At 56.5% G+C, this 21,305-nt stretch carries 18 protein-coding genes and 1 riboswitch; of the genes, 8 read left to right on the top strand and 10 right to left on the bottom strand.

Annotated elements, in window-relative coordinates:
- Window positions 1–2 precede the first annotated feature (2 nt).
- From ACDI13_RS07960 to phoB, 3 genes are all read right to left on the bottom strand, one after another.
- Entirely contained in the window at window positions 3–434 is a 432-nt protein-coding gene (locus ACDI13_RS07960; protein ID WP_316989652.1) for a VOC family protein, read from the bottom strand.
- A gap of 80 nt (window positions 435–514) precedes the next feature.
- Window positions 515–1,813 (bottom strand): phosphate regulon sensor histidine kinase PhoR, encoded by a 1,299-nt coding sequence (gene phoR, locus ACDI13_RS07955; RefSeq protein WP_316989653.1) that lies wholly within the window; start codon window positions 1,811–1,813, stop codon window positions 515–517.
- Between the two features lie 4 nt (window positions 1,814–1,817).
- On the bottom strand, window positions 1,818–2,528 hold the full coding sequence (gene phoB, locus ACDI13_RS07950) for a phosphate regulon transcriptional regulator PhoB (RefSeq protein ID WP_316989654.1): 711 nt from the start codon (window positions 2,526–2,528) through the stop codon (window positions 1,818–1,820).
- A gap of 245 nt (window positions 2,529–2,773) precedes the next feature.
- On the opposite strand from phoB, the gene ubiE reads away from it, so the two are divergent.
- The 6 genes from ubiE to rfaE2 all read left to right on the top strand — a co-directional run bounded on the left by ubiE (window position 2,774) and on the right by rfaE2 (window position 8,653).
- On the top strand, window positions 2,774–3,544 hold the full coding sequence (ubiE, locus tag ACDI13_RS07945) for a bifunctional demethylmenaquinone methyltransferase/2-methoxy-6-polyprenyl-1,4-benzoquinol methylase UbiE (RefSeq protein WP_316989655.1): 771 nt from the start codon (window positions 2,774–2,776) through the stop codon (window positions 3,542–3,544).
- 219 nt (window positions 3,545–3,763) lie between these two features.
- Window positions 3,764–4,756: a TIM44-like domain-containing protein gene (locus tag ACDI13_RS07940; RefSeq protein ID WP_316989656.1), complete on the top strand. Its 993-nt coding sequence runs from the start codon at window positions 3,764–3,766 to the stop codon at window positions 4,754–4,756.
- A 186-nt stretch (window positions 4,757–4,942) separates the two neighbouring features.
- Window positions 4,943–5,566, top strand: a complete 624-nt coding sequence (locus tag ACDI13_RS07935; protein ID WP_372372996.1) for an SCP2 domain-containing protein — start codon at window positions 4,943–4,945, stop codon at window positions 5,564–5,566.
- 2 nt (window positions 5,567–5,568) lie between these two features.
- Entirely contained in the window at window positions 5,569–7,125 is a 1,557-nt protein-coding gene (gene ubiB, locus ACDI13_RS07930; protein WP_316989658.1) for a ubiquinone biosynthesis regulatory protein kinase UbiB, read from the top strand.
- 174 nt (window positions 7,126–7,299) lie between these two features.
- Window positions 7,300–8,169: a ferritin-like domain-containing protein gene (locus ACDI13_RS07925; RefSeq protein WP_121739680.1), complete on the top strand. Its 870-nt coding sequence runs from the start codon at window positions 7,300–7,302 to the stop codon at window positions 8,167–8,169.
- Between the two features lies 1 nt (window position 8,170).
- Window positions 8,171–8,653, top strand: a complete 483-nt coding sequence (rfaE2, locus tag ACDI13_RS07920; protein WP_316989659.1) for a D-glycero-beta-D-manno-heptose 1-phosphate adenylyltransferase — start codon at window positions 8,171–8,173, stop codon at window positions 8,651–8,653.
- Between the two features lie 325 nt (window positions 8,654–8,978).
- Here rfaE2 and ACDI13_RS07915 read toward each other — a convergent pair whose 3' ends face one another.
- The 5 genes from ACDI13_RS07915 to ACDI13_RS07895 form a co-directional block, all read right to left on the bottom strand.
- Window positions 8,979–10,301, bottom strand: a complete 1,323-nt coding sequence (locus tag ACDI13_RS07915; protein WP_316989660.1) for a TolC family outer membrane protein — start codon at window positions 10,299–10,301, stop codon at window positions 8,979–8,981.
- A gap of 15 nt (window positions 10,302–10,316) precedes the next feature.
- Entirely contained in the window at window positions 10,317–10,997 is a 681-nt protein-coding gene (locus ACDI13_RS07910) for a protein-L-isoaspartate O-methyltransferase (RefSeq protein ID WP_316989661.1), read from the bottom strand.
- 74 nt (window positions 10,998–11,071) lie between these two features.
- Window positions 11,072–11,767 carry a 5'-methylthioadenosine/adenosylhomocysteine nucleosidase gene (locus ACDI13_RS07905; RefSeq protein WP_316989662.1) on the bottom strand — a complete coding sequence of 232 codons (696 nt, stop codon included), beginning with the start codon at window positions 11,765–11,767 and terminating at the stop codon, window positions 11,072–11,074.
- A 40-nt stretch (window positions 11,768–11,807) separates the two neighbouring features.
- A complete protein-coding gene (thiD, locus tag ACDI13_RS07900; protein WP_316989663.1) occupies window positions 11,808–12,626 on the bottom strand; it encodes a bifunctional hydroxymethylpyrimidine kinase/phosphomethylpyrimidine kinase in 819 nt (272 codons plus the stop codon).
- Window positions 12,627–12,633: 7 nt separating this feature from the next.
- Complete coding sequence (locus ACDI13_RS07895) at window positions 12,634–13,440, bottom strand: thiazole synthase (protein WP_109089154.1); 807 nt, start codon at window positions 13,438–13,440, stop codon at window positions 12,634–12,636.
- A gap of 490 nt (window positions 13,441–13,930) precedes the next feature.
- On the opposite strand from ACDI13_RS07895, the gene ACDI13_RS07890 reads away from it, so the two are divergent.
- Window positions 13,931–14,248 carry a hypothetical protein gene (locus ACDI13_RS07890; RefSeq protein WP_316989664.1) on the top strand — a complete coding sequence of 106 codons (318 nt, stop codon included), beginning with the start codon at window positions 13,931–13,933 and terminating at the stop codon, window positions 14,246–14,248.
- A gap of 61 nt (window positions 14,249–14,309) precedes the next feature.
- On the opposite strand, the gene ACDI13_RS07885 is transcribed toward ACDI13_RS07890, so the two are convergent.
- Window positions 14,310–15,242, bottom strand: coding sequence for an ABC transporter substrate-binding protein (locus ACDI13_RS07885; protein WP_316989665.1), 933 nt, complete (start codon window positions 15,240–15,242; stop codon window positions 14,310–14,312).
- Between the two features lie 65 nt (window positions 15,243–15,307).
- Window positions 15,308–17,152, bottom strand: a complete 1,845-nt coding sequence (locus ACDI13_RS07880; protein ID WP_316989666.1) for a TonB-dependent receptor domain-containing protein — start codon at window positions 17,150–17,152, stop codon at window positions 15,308–15,310.
- A gap of 69 nt (window positions 17,153–17,221) precedes the next feature.
- Window positions 17,222–17,387, bottom strand: a riboswitch (cobalamin riboswitch).
- A gap of 143 nt (window positions 17,388–17,530) precedes the next feature.
- Between ACDI13_RS07880 and metH the strand changes: the two genes are divergently transcribed.
- Window positions 17,531–21,304: a methionine synthase gene (gene metH, locus ACDI13_RS07875; RefSeq protein ID WP_316989667.1), complete on the top strand. Its 3,774-nt coding sequence runs from the start codon at window positions 17,531–17,533 to the stop codon at window positions 21,302–21,304.
- Window position 21,305 lies beyond the last annotated feature (1 nt).

Below are 21,305 nucleotides of genomic sequence, written 5' to 3'. Positions count from 1 at the left end.
CTTTATTTGGCGAAAAGGGAATCCAGGTTGTTGAATGCTTTGAATTCCAGGGCGTTGCCTGACGGGTCCATGAAGAACATGGTGGCCTGCTCGCCGGGCTCGCCCTTGAAGCGGATATAGGGTTCGATCACGAACTGGGTGCCAGCGGCAATCAGCTTGTCAGCCAGGGTTTGCCAGGTGGGCATGTCCAGCACGACGCCAAAGTGGCGCACGGGCACGTTGTGAGCATCGACGGCACTGGTGGCATTGCTGCCGCATTCTGAAGGAGCCAGATGAGCCACAATCTGGTGGCCGTAGAAGTTGAAATCAATCCATTGGTCAGAGGATCGGCCTTCGGGACAGCCCAGTGTCTGTCCGTAGAACTGGCGTGCAACGGCCAGATCATGGACCGGAAAAGCAAGGTGGAAAGGGCGCAGCTCATGGGTATTGGACATGCTTGGCTCCTGTGCGGCATGAATCCGCCAATGTGGTCTTCAGAGCCGTTTATTGTAGGACCAATATGGCCCCACATGTTCTAGCTGTCCTGCAGTCGAACCCGACTCTTGGGGAAACGCAACATAAACACGCTGCCCACGCCCAGACGGCTTTGAATTTGCAGCTCGGCGTTATGTCGCACGATGATGTGTTTGGTAATGGCCAGGCCCAGGCCGGTGCCACCCGTGGAGCGGGAGCGGCCCTTGTCCACACGGTAAAAACGTTCGGTCAGGCGGGGAATATCCTGGGCGGCGATACCGATGCCGGTGTCCTGAACGGAATAACAGGCTTCGCCATTGTCATTCAGATACCAGCGTACGGTGATGGTGCCGTCCTTGGGGGTATAGCGCACCGCATTGGTAATCAGGTTGGAGACGGCCGAGCTTAGTTCAGTTTCCATACCCTGAATGGCAATACGTGGATCAATGTCCGTGACAAAACTGTGTTGTCCGCCGGAGATGGCCTCGCCTTGTTTCAGCGCGCTTTCAATCAATTGGCTGAGCTGCACCGTTTCCCCTTCCACCGTGGGTGAGGATTCCAGGGTCGATAGGGTCAATAAGTCGGACACAATCGACTGCATGTGACGGGTCTGCTCCAGCATCATTTGTTCGTAACGCTGGCGCTGCTCCAATGGCAGGCTCTCGGCTGGCATGTCCTGCAGGGTTTCCAGAAACCCCAGCAATACCGTCAAGGGGGTACGCAGTTCATGGGAGACATTGGCCACAAAGTCTTTGCGGGTGGTCTCCAGCATTTCAACCTGGGTGACATCGCGGGTCACAATCAGGAACTGGCCCAGACCATAGGGTGTTAACTGCAGTAGCAAGGAGCGTTCGCGTCCGTCTTTGCTCAGGTGCAGCAGCAATGGGCCGTCCCACTGAGGTTGGCGGGCATAACGGGAGAACTGGGGTTCGCGCAGGATGTTGAAGATGCTGTGATGACGGTCTGTAGCCAGATTCAGGCCGATGTGCTCACAGGCGGTTTGGTTGCACCATTGCAGCTCCATTTCCCCGTTAAGGGTAATGGCACCGTCGGGCAGGGCCTCGGCGGCCATCATGATGCCATCCACGTAGCGATTCAGATCCTGAATTTCCTGTCGATCACGGCGTAATTGGCGATAGATGGGAGCCAGAATGGCGTCCCAGGGGCCAATGGCGGGCGGTGGGGGATCACTCAGGTTACGGGTCCAACGCTCAACGCGGGACAACTGCAAGGTGCTGATGAAAACCAGCATCAACAGGCCACCGCAAAACAAGGCCAGGCCGACGAATGGCCCGAGCCACCAGCCGATCAGGCTGCCTAGCAGGGCCCAGATAACAATAGACGTAAATATGCTGAACATGGGATCAGGCGTTGGGAGCCTTTTCCAGTGGGGAAAGGGCAAAACGATAGCCTGAGCCACGAATCGTTTCAATATGTTTGTCGTGTCCGCTAGGCTCCAGCGCCTTGCGCAAGCGACGAATATGGACGTCTACCGTGCGCTCTTCCACAAATACGTGATCGCCCCAGACTTGATCCAGAAGTTGGGAGCGGGTGAAGACACGCTCGGTGTGGGTCATGAAGAAATGCAGCAGGCGAAATTCGGTGGGCCCAATGGTCAGTGCCATGCCCTGGCTGGACAAGCGGTGTGTGCTGGGGTCCAGTTGCAGGTTGCCAATGGAGATTACGTCATCCGTCAGTTGAGGCGCGCGGCGGCGCAACACGGCCTTGATGCGGGCAATCAGCTCTTTGGGCGAGAAGGGCTTGGTGATGTAGTCGTCCGCACCGGCTTCCAGGCCATCGACCTTGTCTTGCTCCGAGCCTTTTGCTGTCAGCATGATGACCGGGATGTGTCGGGTACGTTCGTCCGAGCGCAGTTTGCGGGCCAGGTTGATGCCCGAGGAGCCGGGTAGCATCCAGTCCACCAGAATCAAATCAGGCAGTTCGGCGCGAATGAGGATCTGGGCTTGTTCGGCATCGAAGGCGCGCAGCACTTTATGGCCGGCAAAGGACAGATTGACGGAGATCAGTTCCTGGATTGCAGGCTCATCTTCCACGACTAATATGCTTGTACTCATTGTTAGCTTCAGGCTGGTCCGATAAAAAATAAAAGAGGTCAGGCTGGCTGTTTGTATTGCACTTGAGTGACAGGTAGTACGGTGGCTCAAGAGAAACACAGGGGCGCTTCAATCCCTGACTGCACGTAATAGCGCCATCATATGGCGTTAATGTTTCAGGTTTGTGAATGTGTCAAAAAGGGCGGCGCTCAGCGAGCTGGATTTTCGTTTCTGTACCGGGAAATCTGCGTTACGATTATGCCATTATGGAAAAACAGCGTCCTCAACACCCTAGTGCCCAGCACACCGATACGCATTTTGGCTTTCAAACCGTCGCTGAAAGCGAAAAAGCAGGCAAAGTCGCCCAGGTTTTTCATTCGGTAGCTAACAATTACGACATCATGAATGATCTGATGTCGGGTGGTCTGCATCGTATCTGGAAAGCCTTCACCATCGGTCGAGCGGCGGTACGCCCTGGCATGAAAGTGCTGGATATTGCGGCAGGAACGGGCGATTTGACCAAAACCTTTGCACGTCAGGCTGGTGCAGACGGCGAGGTTTGGCATACCGATATCAATAGCTCCATGCTGCGTGTGGGACGTGATCGTTTGCAAGACAAGGGCCTCATCACACCGGTTGCGGTCTGTGATGCCGAGCACCTGCCTTTCCCGGATGGCTATTTTGATCGCGTCTCGGTGGCCTTTGGGCTGCGCAATATGACGCATAAGGATCGTGCACTGGCTGAAATGAAGCGGGTGTTGCGTCCAGGCGGCAAACTACTGGTGCTGGAATTTTCCCGTGTGGCCAAGCCTTTGCAGGCCCCGTATGACTGGTATTCCTTCAACATCCTGCCTCGCATTGGCAAGTTCGTTGCCAAGGACGAGGAAAGCTACCGTTATCTGGCTGAATCCATTCGTATGCATCCTGATCAGAACACCTTGGCCGACATGATGCGCGAAGTGGGCCTGGAGCGCGTGCAGTATTTCAATCTGACAGCCGGTGTTGCTGCGCTGCATGAAGGCATCCGTCTGGATTGATGCCTGGCCTCTCTTCCCTCTCTCTATATGTAGCGGCACCTTTGGGTGCCGTTCGTTTTTTGCTTGTCATTCACGGTAAAAAAAATATGGTGCATGGGAACTTGTCATGTTAATGTTCAGCTTATCGTAAGTTTTCTTGAATATTCGACTGGGATGGCATGGTCGCGGGCTTTAAAGCCCTGTGTCTTAAACGCTTGTTCTGGTCAGGAGTTTGTGACTATGTCTGGACGGCTTTCTCGTTACTTCATGGCTGCTGTACTGGCCTTTAGCACCGGCGCTTTGTTGACCGTTTCGTATGATGCGGAAGCACGTCGCATGGGTGGTGGCTCCAGCTTTGGCCGCCAATCCTCCAACATCACCAGCAATCGCTCGGCAGTGACTCCTCCTGCTGCTGCAAATAACGCCACTCGTTCGGCTGCTCCAGCCGCTGGCGCTGCTGCTGCCGGTACGGCCGCAGCAAGCACGGCTGCCAAGTCGGGCATGTCCCGCTTCCTGGGTCCGATCGCCGGTATCGCTGCTGGTTTGGGTATTGCTGCCTTGTTGTCCAGCATGGGTCTGGGCGGTGCTTTCCTGGAAATGATGTCCAGCCTCTTGTTGATTGGTCTGGTCATCTTCGCTGTTCTGTTCATTGTGCGTCGTTTCCGTGGTTCGGCGGCTCGCCCTGCCATGCAACAGGCCGGTGGTCAGTCCATGATGCGCAATGCCGATCCGGCACCTAGCCCATGGCAACAACCACAGGCTGCGCCCGCTCCTACACCGGCAGCCGCTGCTGCTGCTCAGCCCGCTGCTGCTGCCGCTGTTCCAGCGCCTCCAGTCGACGAGAGCTGGTTCATCCCTGGTGATTTCGACACACCTACTTTCCTGGCCAATGCCAAGACTCAGTTCGTGGAAATCCAGAAGCTGTGGGACAAGGGTGATGTGGAACAACTGCGTACCTTCCTGACCGACGATCTGCTCAAGGAAGCCGCTCCTCAAATTGCCCAGCGCCAAGGCGAGAACGTGACTGAAGTGGTCCTGCTCAATGCCGAATTGCTGGGTATCGAGAAAGTGGCCGACGGCCACCTGGCCAGCGTGCGCTACTCCGGTATGTTGCGTGAGGAAGCGGGTGCAGAAGCCTTCCGCTTTGAAGAAGTCTGGAATCTGTTCAAGGCCGACGGTGCAGGCTGGCTGCTGGCAGGTATTCAGCAGATCCCGGTTGACCCCAACGCTTGATCTTTATCGATACAAACAGCCGCCTTCTAATCCAGGCGGCTGTTCTGTTATGAGTGCTCCCGTTTCTCTGTGATTCCATCTGCCCGTGTTCCTGTCGCCCTGTGCATCCGGCCGTGTCTGTGTCGGGTTAAACTGGCTGTTTTAATTGGACTGGTTTACTTGCCCCGGCAGTAGACTTGCATGGACATGCTTGGTATCCCTTCATTCCTAGAACCTGGCGCCGTGGGCGTGCGTTTGCTCAATGCCTTGCTTGATCGTGAGGATTGGGCGCGTGAGCGTTTGCGTAGCTATGCAGGTAAAACCGTCTCGCTGATTGTGGGCCGTTTGCAACTGGTCTACACCATCAGTTCCCAGGGAAAACTGGAGCAAGGCCATCCTGCCGTGGTGCCGGACGTCACGCTGACACTGCCCCAGGACAAGCTGCCCGAATTACCTCAAATTCTGCAAGACGGCGATTTCAGCCGAGTCACGCAGTTAATGCATGTACAAGGTGAAGCTGGCCTGGCCAATCTGGTGTCGGATCTGGCCGCCAATCTACGCTGGGATGCCGAGCACGATCTGGCTCAAATCGTCGGTGATGTCATGGCGGTGCGCTTGTTGAGTGGCGCACGCCGAGCCTTTTCCGGCTTGCGGGATCTGGGCCAGCGTCTGGCAGGCAATGCCAGCGAATACTTGACTGAAGAAAGTGCCTTGCTGGTGACGCGTCCCGAACTTGATCGGCTGCGTGAACAATCCGCTGTGTTGGCTCAGCGCCTGGACAAATTGGACCAGCGTTTGAATCGTCTTGATACGCGTCGGCGGGAGTCCTGAGCATGTTCTCCTTGTGCCGTTTGCTGACCATTTTGCTGGTTGTATTCCGTTATCGCCTGGACGAACTGGTGCTATCGAGCATCCGCCATCCCTGGGCTTCCCGCCTGTTGCGTATTGTGCGCCTGGGCCGCAAGCCCAAGCTGCCGCGTGGTGTGCGTTTGCGTTTGGCCCTGGAAAGTCTGGGGCCTATCTTCGTCAAGTTCGGTCAGGTGCTCTCTACCCGCCGGGATCTGATTCCGCTGGATATTGCCGAGCAACTGGCTTTGTTGCAAGATCGTGTGCCTCCATTTCCTTCCGAGGTGGCCGAGGCCACGATTCTGAAGGCCTTGGGTGCGTCGCCTTACGAGTTGTTCAAGACGTTTGATCGTGAGCCTATCGCCTCGGCGTCGATTGCCCAGGTCCACTTTGCCGAGCTGCATAATGGCCGCGAAGTAGCCGTGAAGGTATTACGCCCTGGCATGCGCGAGGTTATCCATAAAGACCTGCGTTTGATGCGTGTGCTGGCCGGGTTTATGGAACGCCTGGGTCCTGATGCCCGTCGCCTGAAACCGCGCGAGGTAGTCGCCGAGTTCGACAAGTACTTGAATGACGAGCTGGATCTGATCCGCGAAGCCTCCAATTGCAGCCAGTTGCGCCGCAATTTCACCAAAGATGTAGAGCGGACTGAGTTGCTGATCGTGCCCGAAGTGCATTGGGATTATTGCGCCTCGACCGTGTTCACCATGGACCGTATGAAGGGCATCCCGGTCAACCAGATTGACCGCTTGCGTGCGGCCAATGTGGACTTGAAGGATCTGGCCCGCAAAGGGGTGGAGATTTTTTTCACCCAGGTGTTTACCGACGGCTTTTTCCATGCCGATATGCACCCCGGCAATATTTACGTCTCGGACGCCCCTGAAACGCTGGGGCGCTATATTGCTCTGGACTTTGGCATTGTGGGGTCGCTGTCCGAGTTCGACAAGAATTACCTGGCGCAAAACTTCCTGGCTTTTTTCCGGCGAGATTACCGCCGTGTGGCTCAATTGCATATCGAGTCTGGCTGGGTGCCACCTGAAACCCGCGAAGAGGAGCTGGAAGGCTCGGTACGCGCGGTATGTGAACCGTATTTTGACCGGCCCTTGTCCGAGATCTCCCTGGGGCAAGTGCTTTTGCGCCTGTTTCAGACTTCGCGCCGGTTCAATGTGGAAATTCAGCCGCAGTTGGTGCTGCTGCAGAAAACCCTTCTGAATGTGGAAGGGATGGGGCGGGACCTGGATCCGGAACTGGATCTGTGGGATACCGCCAAACCGTATCTGGAAAAGTGGATGTACCAGCGTATTGGTCCATCGGGCTTTTACTCGCGTTTGAAACAGGAAGCCGGGCAGTGGGCCCAGATCATGCCGCAGCTTCCGCGTCTGGTTTATTCCAGCTTGAATAGACCGGAGACAGGGCAGGCGTTGAACCAGGAACTTAAGCTGTTGCGCCAGTCGCAGCAGCAGACCAACCGATTGCTGACGGCCTTGTGCGCGGTATTGGCGCTTGCGGTCGGGGTGGCCATCTGGGCTTTGGTGGGGCGATAAGTGTGATCTCTCCGCAACGCGTCAGTTTTTTTGTGGCTGACATATTTCTGATAACTGCAGGTTCTACGATAGACGCAGGTCCGCCAGCGAGTTGTTAAGCTGGTGCTTTCCGGCGCCTTCCGGACGGTAAATGGCCGCCCTCAAGGAACCGCTTGATTCTTTTTAGGAATCGTTATGCTTTACCATGACTTATTTAAATCCATGGAAGCGGTGCGCTGGAATTTTGCGCATGACATACCGTGGGATGACTTTGATGGCAGCAAGCTCACAGACGAGCAAGCCTACACCATCAAAATGAACGCCATTACCGAGTGGGCCGCCTTGCCGGCTACCGAAATGTTCCTGCGTGACAATAAAGATGACAGCGACTTTTGCGCCTTTATGTCCGTGTGGTTCTTTGAAGAGCAAAAGCACTCGTTGGTTCTGATCGAATACCTGCGCCGCTTCCGCCCCGAACTGATGCCTACCGAAGAAGAGCTGCATAAAGTGCGCTTTGACTTTGATCCGGCCCCCGCCATGGAAACGCTGATGCTGCACTTTTGCGGCGAAGTGCGTCTGAACCACTGGTACCGCCGCGCTGCTGACTGGCACACCGAGCCTGTGATCAAGGCCATCTATAAGATCGTGGCTCAGGACGAGGCCCGTCACGCCGGTGCTTACCTGCGCTACATGAAGCGTGCTCTGGTGCACAAGGGTCAGGAATTTGGCCTGCAAGCCCGTTTGGCTTTCTCCAAGATCGGTGTTCTGATGGCCTCGGCGCATCGTACCGCTCAGGCCTTGCACCCCACCAACTTGCACGTGAACAAAGCCATGTTCCCGGATGATACGGTGCAGTCCAAGCTGCCATCGCCCGGCTGGCTGGAAAACTGGCTGGATACGCAGATTTGCTTCGACAAGGAATGGGAGCACAAGGTCAGCTCGCGCATCTTGCACAATATGTCGCTGCTGATGGGCAGCTCCTTTGAAACCGTGCAGGAATTGAACCGCTACCGCAAGGATCTGGCCCGTCAGGTCGGTTCTGATTCGACGCTGGTGCAGGCTTGATATGAGCGCACGTTTCGAGGCCAAGGTATTGGGCCTGGATGCCTTGCGTGAAGCGGTGCAGCAGGGGCGCGTGGCGCGCCCGCTGGTCTTTACCAACGGTGTATTTGATATCTTGCACCGTGGGCATGTCAGCTATCTGGACGAGGCGGCTCAGTTAGGCGCTTCGCTGATTGTGGGTGTGAATACTGATGCCTCGGTGCGACGTCTGAACAAGGGGCCGGAACGCCCCATCAACCCTGAACAGGATCGTGCCGCTTTGCTGGCTGCGCTGGCTTGTGTGGATGCGGTGGTCTTGTTTGACGAAGACACACCCGAAGCCTTGATCGCGGCACTGCGTCCAGACCTGATCGTCAAGGGCGGCGACTACGATATGGAAGCCTTGCCCGAAACGGCTTTGGTGCGTAGCTGGGGGGGCGATGCGGTCGCCATTCCTTTTGAGTTCCAGCGTTCCACGACAGCACTGGTCCAGAAGCTGCGCGACTAAAAAGCGAAGTACAGATTGATGTGATGAATCCCGGCTTGGTCCGGGGTTTTTTTTGAAGGGAATTTGGGGGGGGGCTGACACCCAGGATCGTCTGGTGTTTGAGGTCTGCACGGTAATGGGATTAAAGCCAGACCGGGTTGCTACTGCCACTGTCAGTGGCTGAACAAGGTTTGATGTGGTCCTTGTACGTGATCTTGTTTGCTTGGCGTGTCTGTCTTAGAGGCAGATATTGAGCGTATTTGGGAGATATTAAAGCTGGCTGGAGAGGTCTCGCTTTAAAGGTCAGATTGCGGCGCCTGGTCTGTGTTTTTTGCCAGCGCAGGCTTCAGGATGCCGGTTCAAGCAGATCGTTGACAGCACGCAGGTCGTTTTCGCTCAGTGTGCCGCTGGCTGCTTTCAAGCGCAGGCTGTTCATCAGAACCTCATAACGGGCCTGAGCCAAGCTGCGTTGTGCTTCGTAAAGCTGCTGCTGGGCATTGAGCACGTCGATATTGACACGCACACCGACTTCGTAGGCCAGCTTGTTGGCCTCCAGAGCATCCTGGCTGGACTTGGTGGCTGCTTCCAGGGCTTGCACACGGTCCAGACCCGTGGTGACGCCAGAGAAGTACTGACGCGTCTGCTGGATGGATTGCTGAATGGCGAATTGATGATCGTAGCGGGCTTGTTGCAGGCGCGAGCTTTGTTCACGAACTTGCGAGCTGGTTTCGCCGCCACGGAAAATCGGGATGCTTAGTTCCAGACCCAACGCGCTGTTCAGCGAACGTGGGCCACCGCCCGCCTGGCCAAACAAAGTCTGGTCGCTACCGCTGCCGGTTTGGGCTTTCAGGGCCAGGGTTGGCTCGTGCAGGGCCTGGGTGCTTTTCAGTTGCTCCTGGGCGGCGCGGGCCTTGATATCGGCCAGCACCACGCGTAAACCAGATTGGCTGGACTGATCCAGCCAGTCTTGCAGATTCGCAGGCTGTGGGGCGGGTAGACGTAAAGGCTCCCGCAGGCGAGCCAGAGTGTCATACCGCTCCAGCGTCAGTGCAGCCAGCTTGTCCTGGGCCACCTGCAGGGTATTTTCAGCCTGCAAGACGCTGGCTCGAGTTAGGTCCAGGCGCGACTTGGCTTCGTAGGCATCGGTAATCGTGGTGCCACCCAGTTGAAAGTTCAGGTCAGCGGCGCGCAGTTGCTCGTCAATGGCAGCTTGCTGGGCTTTCAGGGTGGATAGCGTATCTTGTGCTGCCAGCACATCAAAATAGCGTTGGCTGACGCGTAGCATCAAATCTTGTCGGTCCAGTGCCAGTTGAACATCGGCACCCTGCGCCAGTAATTGGGCGCGTTCGTAACGGGCCCAGGCATTGCGGTTGTAAACCGCTTGGCTCAGCGTGAGCGTCCAGGCGGCTCGGTCGCTGGAGTGCTGATTGGATAACTGGCTGGTTTGACGGCGCTCTTGCCGTTCAACTGTGCCGATGGCGCTGATCTGTGGCAACAATGGTGCCCGACTTTGAGGCACTTGTTCTTGATCGGCTTGCTGTGCAGCCTGCGCTGCGCCAAATTGCGGTTCACGTGCCAGGGCTTGGTTCCAGGCTTGCAGCAGATCTTGCGACTGGGCGGTGCTGCTTAAGGCAAATAGGCAGAGCAGCGCCAGGCGCAAGGAGGTCATGAACTGCACAGGCACTTAAAAACGGAATTGCGAAACGGCGGTGCCGCGCAAAGGTTTGATCCAGGTGTCGAACAGGGGCGTGGTCTCGAAGCTGGCCGCGCTGGTGCGTGTGATACGTACCGCTGTCATAACCGGGTTTTGACCGACCACCACCACCAGACGGCCCCCGATACAGAGTTGGTACTTCAAGGCATCAGGAATGGTGGGCACGGAGCCGGTGACCAGAATGGCGTCGTACTCGGTGGTGCCCCAGCCGGCATGCGCATCGCCCACTTCAACTTTGACATTGCGCACATTGTTGCGCTGCAGGTTTTCCTGGGCAAAAGCGGCCAGTTTGCTGTCAATCTCGATGGAGGTGACTTGTTGGGCCAGGTGCGCCAGCAAAGCGGCCTGATAGCCCGAGCCGGTACCAATTTCCAGCACACCGTCGCTTGGTTGCAAAAGCAGCTCTTGAGCCAGTCGAGCTTCCACTTTGGGCGAAAGCATGGTTTCGTGCGTGTCCACGGCATTGATGATCAGTGGCAGCTCGGTGTCCGAAAAGGCCGAAGAGCGCAAAGACGAGGGAACAAAGCGTTCGCGCTGGACCTCGACCAATGCTTGCAGCACGTTTTCGTCGGATACGTTCCAGGGACGGATCTGTTGTTCCACCATGTAGTAACGGGCACGTTCGAGTTCAGACAGCGCAATATGGTTCATAGCTTCCAGAAAACTAAAGGCTTGGGAAAGAGCCGATTATAAGCCAGCGCATCGATAAAGAGGCGCAGTTGGGCTTAGCAAGACGGCACCATTGCATGGAGCAAGGTGCTGGCGTTATTGACAGCGATGGGCAAAAAGGTGTCAAAGTCCATGTGTGCTTCGTTGTTGGCATTGTCTGAAATGCTGCGTATACAGACAAAAGGTACAGTATTCAGATAGCACACCTGGGCAATGGCGCCACTTTCCATTTCGCAGGCTAAGGCATTAAAGGTGGCGCTTAACCACTGTATTTTATCGTTACAGGCGATAAATTGGTCGCCGGTAACAATGCGGCCCGTATGGACCTGATGCCCTTCAATCTGTTGGGCGGCAGTTTGAGCGATCGCCAGCAAAGTGGGGTCAGTCGGAAAATCAAAAGTGTCCAGGCGGAAAACCTGTCCCGGCGTCAGGCCCAGGGCTTTGAGCTCTACATCGTGCTGGACCAGGGTATCGGCAATGACGATATCGCCTGGCCGGATGCTGGGCTCAACTGCACCGGCAATGCCGATATTGATGATGCTGCCCACGGCAAATTCCGAGATCAGCATCTGGGTGCAAGCTGCGGCATTGACCTTGCCTACGCCACAGACCACGGCCACAACGGGCTTGCCCAGATAGCTGCCGCGATGAAAGTCCATGCCGGCGCGCTGGATGGTCTGGGGCTCTTGCAAGCGTTCCAGCACAATCTCCAGCTCCTCGCGCATGGCGACAATAATTCCAAGTGTAGGCATAAGACAGGGGCCTTCAAGCGGCCCGATCAAAGGGCACGTATCAGGACGATGGCCACAGTTTATGGAAGTGATGCACTGGACCGTGTCCGCTGCCCACTGTCAGTTCACCCGAACGGGCAATGGCTTCGTACAGGTACTTTTTGGCAGCCAGGGCAGCATCAGGCACATTGCTGTATTGGGGCAGCAGGGCGGCCAGCGCAGCCGACAAGGTGCAGCCGGTGCCGTGCGTATTGGCCGTATCAATACGTTTGGCGGGCATTTCGATCATCTTGTCACCATCGTGCAACAGGTCTATGCAGTCCGAGCCGGGTAGGTGGCCACCTTTCAGAAACACCCAACGCTGATCGCTGTGATTCATCAGGCGACGCAGGCGCTCGGCAGCCTGACGCATTTCCTTGACGGTTTCTACCGGGCGGGCGTCCAGCAGGACACCAGCTTCGGGTAGATTGGGCGTGATCATGGTGCACTGGGGCACCAGTTGCTCGCGCAAGGCATGGACAGCCGACTTTTCCAGCAGGTGATCGCCGCTTTTGGCGATCATTACCGGGTCCAGCACCAGGTGCGTGGGCTTGAAGTGGGCCATGCGTTCGGCCACCACGGTGGTGACGGCCTCCTGGCCCAACATGCCGATCTTGACGCCATCAATGCGCACATCGGCAAACAGCGTGTCAATTTGCTGGCGCACAAAGTCGGCAGGAACGGGGCTGATCCCGGTGACCCCTTGGGTATTTTGTGCCGTCAACGCGGCAATCACAGCGGTGGCATAAGCACCCAGGGCGCTCATGGCTTTGACATCAGCCAGAATACCGGCGCCGCCGGAGGGGTCAACTCCGGCAATGGTCAGCGTATTGGGAATCATGTCTCGATCAGGTACGGGAGTGAATCAGCCCTTCGGTGGGGGAGCTGGGGTCGGCATCGTAGTATTTGCGGGGCACGCGGCCTGCCAGATATGCCTGGCGACCGGCTTGTACCGCCAGATTCATGGCGCTGGCCATCATCACAGGCTGACGGGCACCGGCAATGGCGGTGTTCATCAGGACGCCATCGCAACCCAGTTCCATGGCAATGGCCGCATCCGAGGCGGTACCCACACCGGCATCCACCAGCACCGGCACCTTGCTCTGATCAATAATCAGGCGCAGGTTCCAGGGGTTGATGATGCCCATGCCCGAGCCAATCAGCGAGGCCAAAGGCATGATGGCCACACAGCCCATGTCTTCCAGCATGCGGGCCTGGATAGGGTCGTCGGCACAATACACCATCACATCAAAGCCTTCATCCACCAGGGTTTTGGCGGCTTTCAGGGTTTCGGGCATATTGGGGAACAGATTGCCGGAGTCGCCCAGCACTTCCAGTTTGACCAGCTTGTGACCGTCCAGCAGCTCGCGAGCCAGACGCAAGGTACGTACGGCGTCATCGGCGGTGTAGCAACCCGCGGTGTTGGGCAGCAGGGTGTATTTGGAAGGGGGCAGGTAATCGAGCAGATTGGGCTCGTTGGCGTTCTGGCCGATATTGGTGCGGCGAATGGCCACGGTCACAATTTCAGCGCCGCTAGCTTCAATAGCCAGACGAGTTTCATCAAAATCTTTGTATTTACCGGTGCCTACCAGCAGCCGGGATTGGTAGCTGGTTCCGGCCAGGATAAAGGGGTCGTTGTTCACTGTTTGGGTCATGGTGGTGCTTTGTTGCTTGTCCGTCTTTGGCGACGGATAGATAAGTGGTTTTTGCTGGGCAAACACTGCAAGAATAATCCATTTGGCCAGTGCTCGCAGGAAAACCCGTATACAGGCTTGCTGGTGTTCGGGGTGAAGGGCGCGTGAGCAGCAGGCTGGAAAGCCTCTTCATTCGGGGGCTTGTGGGTACCCTGCAAAATCACATATCCCTAAGTATAAATTTGATGTCCACAAGGTGATGGAAAGTGTGCCAATACCTGACAGACAAGCCTTGGGCCAGATGCGAAAATATCGTTGGTGCAAAAAACCTTGCCCCTTTTTTTAACTACTCACGTTTAAAAGTAAATGGACCCTGATCCTTTTTTATGGCTTTGTTCCTGTAAAGGGCAAACCTTCTTAATGACCAGTCAATTGGACGCTGGACCACAAAGCGGGCCCCTCTGATGAGGTGAGCACTCTTTCTGGGCCCTCGTGTCCGAAGGAGAATGCTATGTTCCGCCTCAACCTGTTCCGTTCCGCCCCACACAACCACGCTTTGCAAGATGCTCTGCGTCTGGCCGCATCCCGCCAGCGTCAAGGCTACCTGCTGGAGCTGCTGCATACACACGGTGCGCGTCAGTTTGCTTACGCACTCAACGACCTGTCTGGTCGCACTATTGAAAACGCACTGTCCACACTGCCGGCAGTGCAACGCAGCCAAGTCCTCAAGCATCTGTCCCGTCATGCCAAAGCCCGTCTGAACGATGTAGAAGGCTTGCGCTGTCAACCCAATCATGCCGTGCTGACCTTGCCCTCCTTTGTGAGGTAAGGGCTCTGTTGGTGATTCAAGCCCCTGCTCGTGATCGGCGCAGGGGCTTGATCGTCTGTGCTTAAAACGTCAGGTTGCGATAGCGATCCAACTGCTCACATAGTTCGCGAGTCGCCTCTATCAGCCTGGGGCCGGGGCGGTACAAGGCATCCGGGTTCAGGTTCAGCAAAGCGTGGGGGCTGAGCCCCAGATGCTTTTCCCAGAACAGATGGCGGGCGCGCAGTTGGGCCGGATCACGGTAGGCCATGATGACCACTTGCGGGCGCTTGTGCAGCACGTCTTCCAGACTGATGGTGGGGGCGACGGCGGCATGGTGAGCATAGATGTTTTGCGCCTTGCAGGTGGTCAGGACATCTTGCATTAAGGGGTCACGTGCCAAGGTGTACAAAGGCTCGGAGCCGATTTCCAGAAACACGCTGACAGTCTCGCCCAAGAGGCTGTTCTGACGCAGGGCAGCAATCTGATTGTCCAACAGGGCAGCCATTGGAACAGCGACATCAGCGGTATCCAGGCTGTCACCTGCCAGACGGATAAAAGCGGAAATATCGTCCAGTTTCTCAGGGGCGGCAAAGATCAGGCTGATCTGGGTCTGCTGTAGCTGGTGCTGTAATTCAGGCCCGATTTGGTTGGCTTGCCAGGCCCAGACTTGATCGGGTTTCAGCTCCAGCAGCCGTTCGGGGTTCACGCGCAAGGCGTCCCCAATGCGGGGCAGATCCTTGGCGGCAGGGGGGTAGTCACTGGAACTGTCTACGGCGATCAAATGGTCTTGAGCACCCGCGGCAAACAGGATCTCAGTGATGTGAGGGGCCAGACTGATCGCGCGGGCTGGAGCGACAGTGGGTGTGGGTGGGGCGTCTTGTTCCTGCGCTTGCGTCAGGATGGGCAATCCCAACAGCAGGGCGAACAGGCAAAGCAATCCCCATAGCTCCAATTCGCTCCAGACAGAGACCTTCGGGTGTTGAAGACGATAAGTCGCAGGCAAAGGGGGCATCATGCGCCTTTAAGTCAATGGCGCGGCTCAATAGCCGCGCCAGAATCAAGCAAAGCTGATTTTACTGCTTACATGCGCCAGGCAAAGTTCAGGAACACGCTGGAGCCGGCATTGTTATAGCCACGCGCCAAGGTGTAGTCCTTGTCGAACACATTGTTCCAGCGCAGTTGGGCTTCCAGGCTGGAGGTCAGCGGGTAGCTGGCGGTCAGGTTCAACAAGCCGTAGCTGCCCAGACGCTGTTCGTTCTTCGCATCTTCATAGCGATGGGAGGCGAACAGGTACTCAGCCCCGGCTTTCAGGTCACCAAACTTGTGATCAACAGCCACCTTGTAGTTTTGCTTGGCACGACGCACCAACTGTTTGTCGGTGTTTCTATCCTTGGGGTTGGTGAAGTCGGCACTGGCGGTCAGTGTGGTGTCCCCCAGTTGCTTCATGGCCGTCAAGGTCACGCCCGTGATGCGTGCTTGTTCGGTGTTGCTGGTTGTGCACTCGAAGTTGGCGTCACACACATAGGGGTTGATCATGTCGCGGATGCGGTTCTGGTAGACCACCAGGCCCAGTTCGGTCGTGTCGTCCGTATAGCGGATATGGGCTTCCACGTTGCGAGACTTTTCCGGTTTCAGATCAGGGTTGCCCTGAAAACCCCAGCTATATGGTGAGTACAAGTCGGCGAATGTAGGTGCACGAAAGCCCGTGTTGGCGGCCACACCCACGGTCCAGTTGCGGGTGATGTCCAGGTCATAGCCCAGGCCACCCGTTACTTTGTTGCCATAGCCGCTGATGTTGTCATTACGCAGGCTGGCTTGCAGGTGGTGTTGATTGATGTCGCCACGGTAAATCAGGGCAAAGGCATTGGTGTTGCGCTTGTCATCCTTGTGTACGGTCGTGTGTGTCATGCGCTCTTCCAGACGCTCGGCCAGCAAGGACACCGTATGGCCTTGGGCAAATGTCAGGTCGTTTTGCCAACTGTATTGACGTTGCAGGGTGGAATAGCGAGAGGCAAAAGCGCGGTTTTCGACTGTTTCTTTGCTTAGCGAGGCGCTCAGACGGCTAGTCCACAATTCAGATAGCTTGTTGGTGCTGGTCAGACCGTAGGCTTGCTGACGTGTTTGTGTGCTAGGGGTGCGGCGCTCGAACAGGCCGTTGTCGAATTGACCATCCATAAAGCTGTTGATGGCCGTCAGACCGAGGTGTTGGCCTTGAGCCCATTCGTAGCCCAAGGAGCCGTTCAGTCCGTGCTGGGTGTAGCCGTTCTTGTCCGGGTTGTAGCTGAAAGACAGTGGGTTGGTGGCGTTGAAGCCATCGCTGGTACCGTAGCTGGAGGCCAGGCTGTAGTCCCAACCTTGGGCCGCACCTGAAAAACCGGCGCTGGCTTTGAAGGTGTCTTGGGAGCCTATGCCCACATTCCCCCAGGCGCTCAAGGCACGGTCGCCGCCGCCTTTTTTGGTGATGATGTTCACCACACCACCAATCGCATCCGAGCCATACAGGCTGCTGCCCGCGCCACGCACAATTTCAATGCGCTCGATCAGGGCAGGGTCAATGGCTTGCCAGTTCACCGAACCACTGGTGGAACTGTTGATGCGCATCCCGTTGATCATGACGCGGGTATGTTGTGGATTGGTGCCGCGCAGGTAAATGCCGGTCGTGGTTTGCGGACCCCCGCTGCTGTAAATCTCCACCCCAGGCTGACGCTGCAAAATCTCGGCCACGCTGCTTTGACCCGCTTTTTGCAGAGTTTCCTGATCAATCACTGTAACGTCACCCACCACGCTTTTCAGTGACTGTGCCAGACGGCTGGGGGTAACAACAATTTGCTCCAGCTTGGTGACAGGGGCAGTTTGGGCCGTGGCGATGAAAGGCAGGGCGCCCGCCAGGGCGACCATCAAAGGTCTGATGGACAGTTGTGTCATGGAGATTCCTGTGAGATGTGCGTCCCCGCACATCAATAAGCGAAGCCACCCACCGTGGGATGGCCATGAATTCAGGGTCCAGAAGCAGGCTGGTGTCGGGCTTTGCGCGTAGCAGGTACCGTTGCGGGGGCAGCACGTCTGGCAGTTCCAGGGTGGAACCGCTTACGTTTCCCATTTGACTTTCCCAGGCCCAAGACTACATGGGCCGGAAAGCACCTCTTTCCGAGCGGAAAATGTTACATGCCGCTGGCGCAAAGGTTAAGTGTTTGGGGCGGATTTGCCGTACAAGGCGCTACAATTGTGGCGCCAATCCACCATTCTCGCGGCTCTTGCTGTCAGATGCCGTCAACGTCCCGTTTCGTGCTACGGAGCTTTTTAGTGTCCTATCCTGCTTTGCCTTATCCGATCTCTGCCTATACGCGTGGTGCTGAGTTTGCGCACCGTTTGGGGCAGCAAATTCTGATTCTGGACGGTGCGATGGGCACCATGATTCAGCGTTACAAATTGGGCGAGGCTGATTTTCGGGGCGATCGTTTTGCGGATCATCACAAGGATGTAAAGGGCAATAACGAATTGCTGTCGCTGGTGCGACCCGACATTATTCGTGAAATTCACGAGAAGTACCTGGCGGCCGGAGCCGATGTAATTACGACCAATACCTTTGGTGCAACCGATGTGGCCCAGGGTGACTACGATTTGCAGGGCATCAGCTATGACCTGAACCTGGCTTCGGCTCAACTGGCCTGTCAGGCACGTGATGCCTTCAGCACACCTGACTGGCCGCGCTTTGTGGCTGGTGCCTTGGGCCCGCAGCCCAAGACGGCTTCTATTTCCCCGGATGTGAATGACCCGGCTGCTCGTAACGTCACCTTTGAGCAGTTGCGCGTGGCCTATACGGAGCAGGTTCGTGCCTTGCTCGATGGTGGCGTCGATATTCTGTTGATCGAAACCGTTTTTGACACGCTGAACGCCAAGGCGGCTGTTTTTGCGCTGGAAACGGTCTTTGATGAGCGCGGTGAACGTGTTCCAGTGATGGTATCGGGCACGGTCACGGACGCCTCTGGCCGCATCTTGTCTGGCCAGACTGTGGAGGCCTTCTGGAACTCCATGCGTCATGCCCGTCCGATTACGATTGGCCTGAACTGTGCCTTGGGCGCCGCCTTGATGCGCCCATACGTGGCCGAGCTGTCCAAAATTTGTGACACCTATGTGTGTGTCTACCCCAACGCTGGTTTGCCTAACCCCATGGCAGAAACCGGCTTTGACGAAACGCCTGCTGATACGTCCAGCTTGCTGCAAGAGTTCACGCAAGCTGGCTTGGTGAATATGGTGGGTGGCTGCTGTGGTACGACGCCGGAGCACATCGCCGCCATTGCCGAGCTGTGCCGTAAGCTGCCTCCACGCGCTGTTCCCGAGGTTCCTGTCAAAACCCGTTTGTCGGGTCTGGAGCCACTGAATATTGACGAAGATACCTTGTTTGTGAACGTGGGCGAACGGACCAACGTCACGGGCAGTAAAGCGTTCTTGCGCCTGATTCAGCAAGAAAATTATGAAGAAGCTTTGTCGGTGGCGCGTCAGCAGGTGGAAAACGGCGCCCAGATTATCGACATCAATATGGACGAAGGCATGCTGGACTCAGCAGCCTGTATGCACCGCTTCCTGAACCTGATTGCCTCCGAGCCGGATATTGCCCGCGTGCCCATCATGATCGACAGTTCCAAATGGGACGTGATCGAAACGGGTTTGCGCTGTGTGCAAGGCAAGGCCATCGTGAACTCGATTTCCATGAAGGAAGGTATTGAGCCTTTCCTGGAACATGCCCGTTTGTGCCGCAAATACGGTGCCGCTATTGTTGTGATGGCCTTTGATGAGCAGGGTCAGGCTGACAACTACGAGCGTCGGGTAGAAATTTGCGAACGCGCTTACCGCCTGCTGGTAGATGAAGTTGGTTTCCCGCCAGAAGACATTATTTTTGACCCCAACGTCTTTGCCGTGGCAACCGGCATGGACGAGCACGCCAACTACGGCCTGGACTTCATTCGCGGCGTTAGCTGGATTCACAAGAATCTGCCGCACGCGCGCTTGTCCGGCGGTATTTCCAACGTCAGCTTCTCCTTCCGTGGCAATGAAGCCATGCGCGAGGCGATTCACACGGTTTTCCTGTACTACGCCATTCAGGAAGGACTGACCATGGGTATTGTGAATGCCGGTCAGTTGGGCGTGTACGCCAATATCGAACCGCATCTGCGTGATCTGATCGAAGACGTGGTTCTGAACAGGGCCGAGCCTAAAGGCAAAACTGATCCGGCGGACGAACGCACCCCTACCGAGCGCCTGGTAGAAATGGCCGAGAGCGTCAAAGGCTCGGGCGCCAAGAAAGAGGAAGACCTGAGCTGGCGCGAAACCACGGTTGAGCAGCGTCTGATCCACTCTTTGGTGCATGGCATCACCAGCTTCATCGTGGAAGACACCGAAGAAGTCCGGCAGAAAATTGACGCCCAGGGCGGTCGCCCCATCAGTGTCATTGAAGGCCCCTTGATGGACGGCATGAACGTGGTGGGTGACTTGTTCGGTCAGGGCAAGATGTTCCTGCCGCAGGTGGTGAAATCCGCGCGTGTGATGAAACAGGCCGTGGCCCACCTGATTCCTTTTATCGAAGAAGAAAAACGCCAGATTGAGGCTGCAGGTGGGGACGTGCGCTCCAAAGGCCGCATGGTGATTGCCACGGTGAAGGGCGATGTACACGACATTGGCAAGAACATTGTGTCCGTGGTGATGCAGTGCAATAACTTTGAAGTGGTGAATATGGGCGTGATGGTGCCGTGTGCCGAGATCCTCGCCAAGGCCAAAGAAGTGGATGCCGATATTGTGGGCTTGTCCGGCCTGATCACGCCTAGCCTGGAAGAAATGGCCTACGTTGCGTCCGAGATGCAGCGCGACCCCTACTTCCGAGAGCGCAATATTCCCTTGATGATTGGCGGCGCGACCACCAGTCGTGTGCACACAGCCGTAAAAATCGCACCGCATTACGACGGCCCGGTTATCTACACGCCGGATGCCAGCCGCTGCGTGGGTGTGGCTACTCAGTTGGTGTCAGATAACGTGGACGAGTTTTTGGCCGAAGTGCGCCAGGAGTACGAACAAGTGCGCCAGCGTCATGCCAATCGTAAAGCCACACCGTTGATCTCGCTGGAAAAAGCGCGCCAAGACAAGCCTGCCATTGACTGGACCACCTACGTGCCGCCACGCCCTAAATTCATTGGTCGCCGTACCTTCAAAAATTACGACCTGGCCGATATTGCCCAGTTCATCGACTGGACACCGTTCTTCCAGACCTGGAGCCTATTCGGCAAGTACCCGGCCATTCTGGAAGACAAGGTGGTGGGCGAGCAGGCCAAGACCTTGTTTGCCGAAGGGCAGGCTATGTTGAAGAAAGTCATTGAAGGTCGCTGGTTGACGGCAAACGGTGTGATTGCGTTCTACCCCGCCAATACCGTCAATGGTGAAGATATCGAGGTCTATTCGGACGAATCGCGCAGCGAAGTTCTGTTCACCTGGCGCAACCTGCGCCAGCAAGGCGTCAAGCGTGAAGGTGTGGACAGCAAGTGTCTGGCCGACTACATCGCCCCTAAAGAAAGCGGCGTGGCGGATTACATCGGTATGTTTGCCGTCACCGGTGGGATCGGCGTAGACAAACTGTCCGAGCGTTTCCAGGCCGCTGGTGACGATTACTCCGACCTGATGATCAAAGCACTGGGCGACCGTTTTGCAGAAGGCTTTGCAGAATGTCTGCATGCTCGCGTGCGCACGGACTTGTGGGGCTATGTGACGGACGAACGTCTGTCCAACGAAGAGCTGATTGACGAGAAATACCAGGGCATTCGCCCCGCACCCGGCTACCCAGCCTGCCCGGAGCACGTAGTCAAACACGAAATGTTCCGTGTCCTGCAGTGTGAAGACATTGATATGTTCATCACCGACAGCTACGCCATGATTCCTGCTTCCAGCGTGTCGGGTTTCTACTTCAGCCACCCGCAGTCCAAGTACTTCAACGTGGGCAATATCGGCGAGGATCAATTGCAAGACTACATCCAGCGTAGTGGCCGTACAGAAGAAGACGTACGCCGTACCTTGTCGGGCGTTCTAGGCTGAT

Origin of the sequence: Alcaligenes faecalis (genome assembly GCF_041521385.1) — a bacterium.
GTDB classification, from domain to species: domain Bacteria; phylum Pseudomonadota; class Gammaproteobacteria; order Burkholderiales; family Burkholderiaceae_B; genus Alcaligenes; species Alcaligenes faecalis_E.
This window is presented reverse-complemented; position numbering and strand designations above follow the sequence as displayed.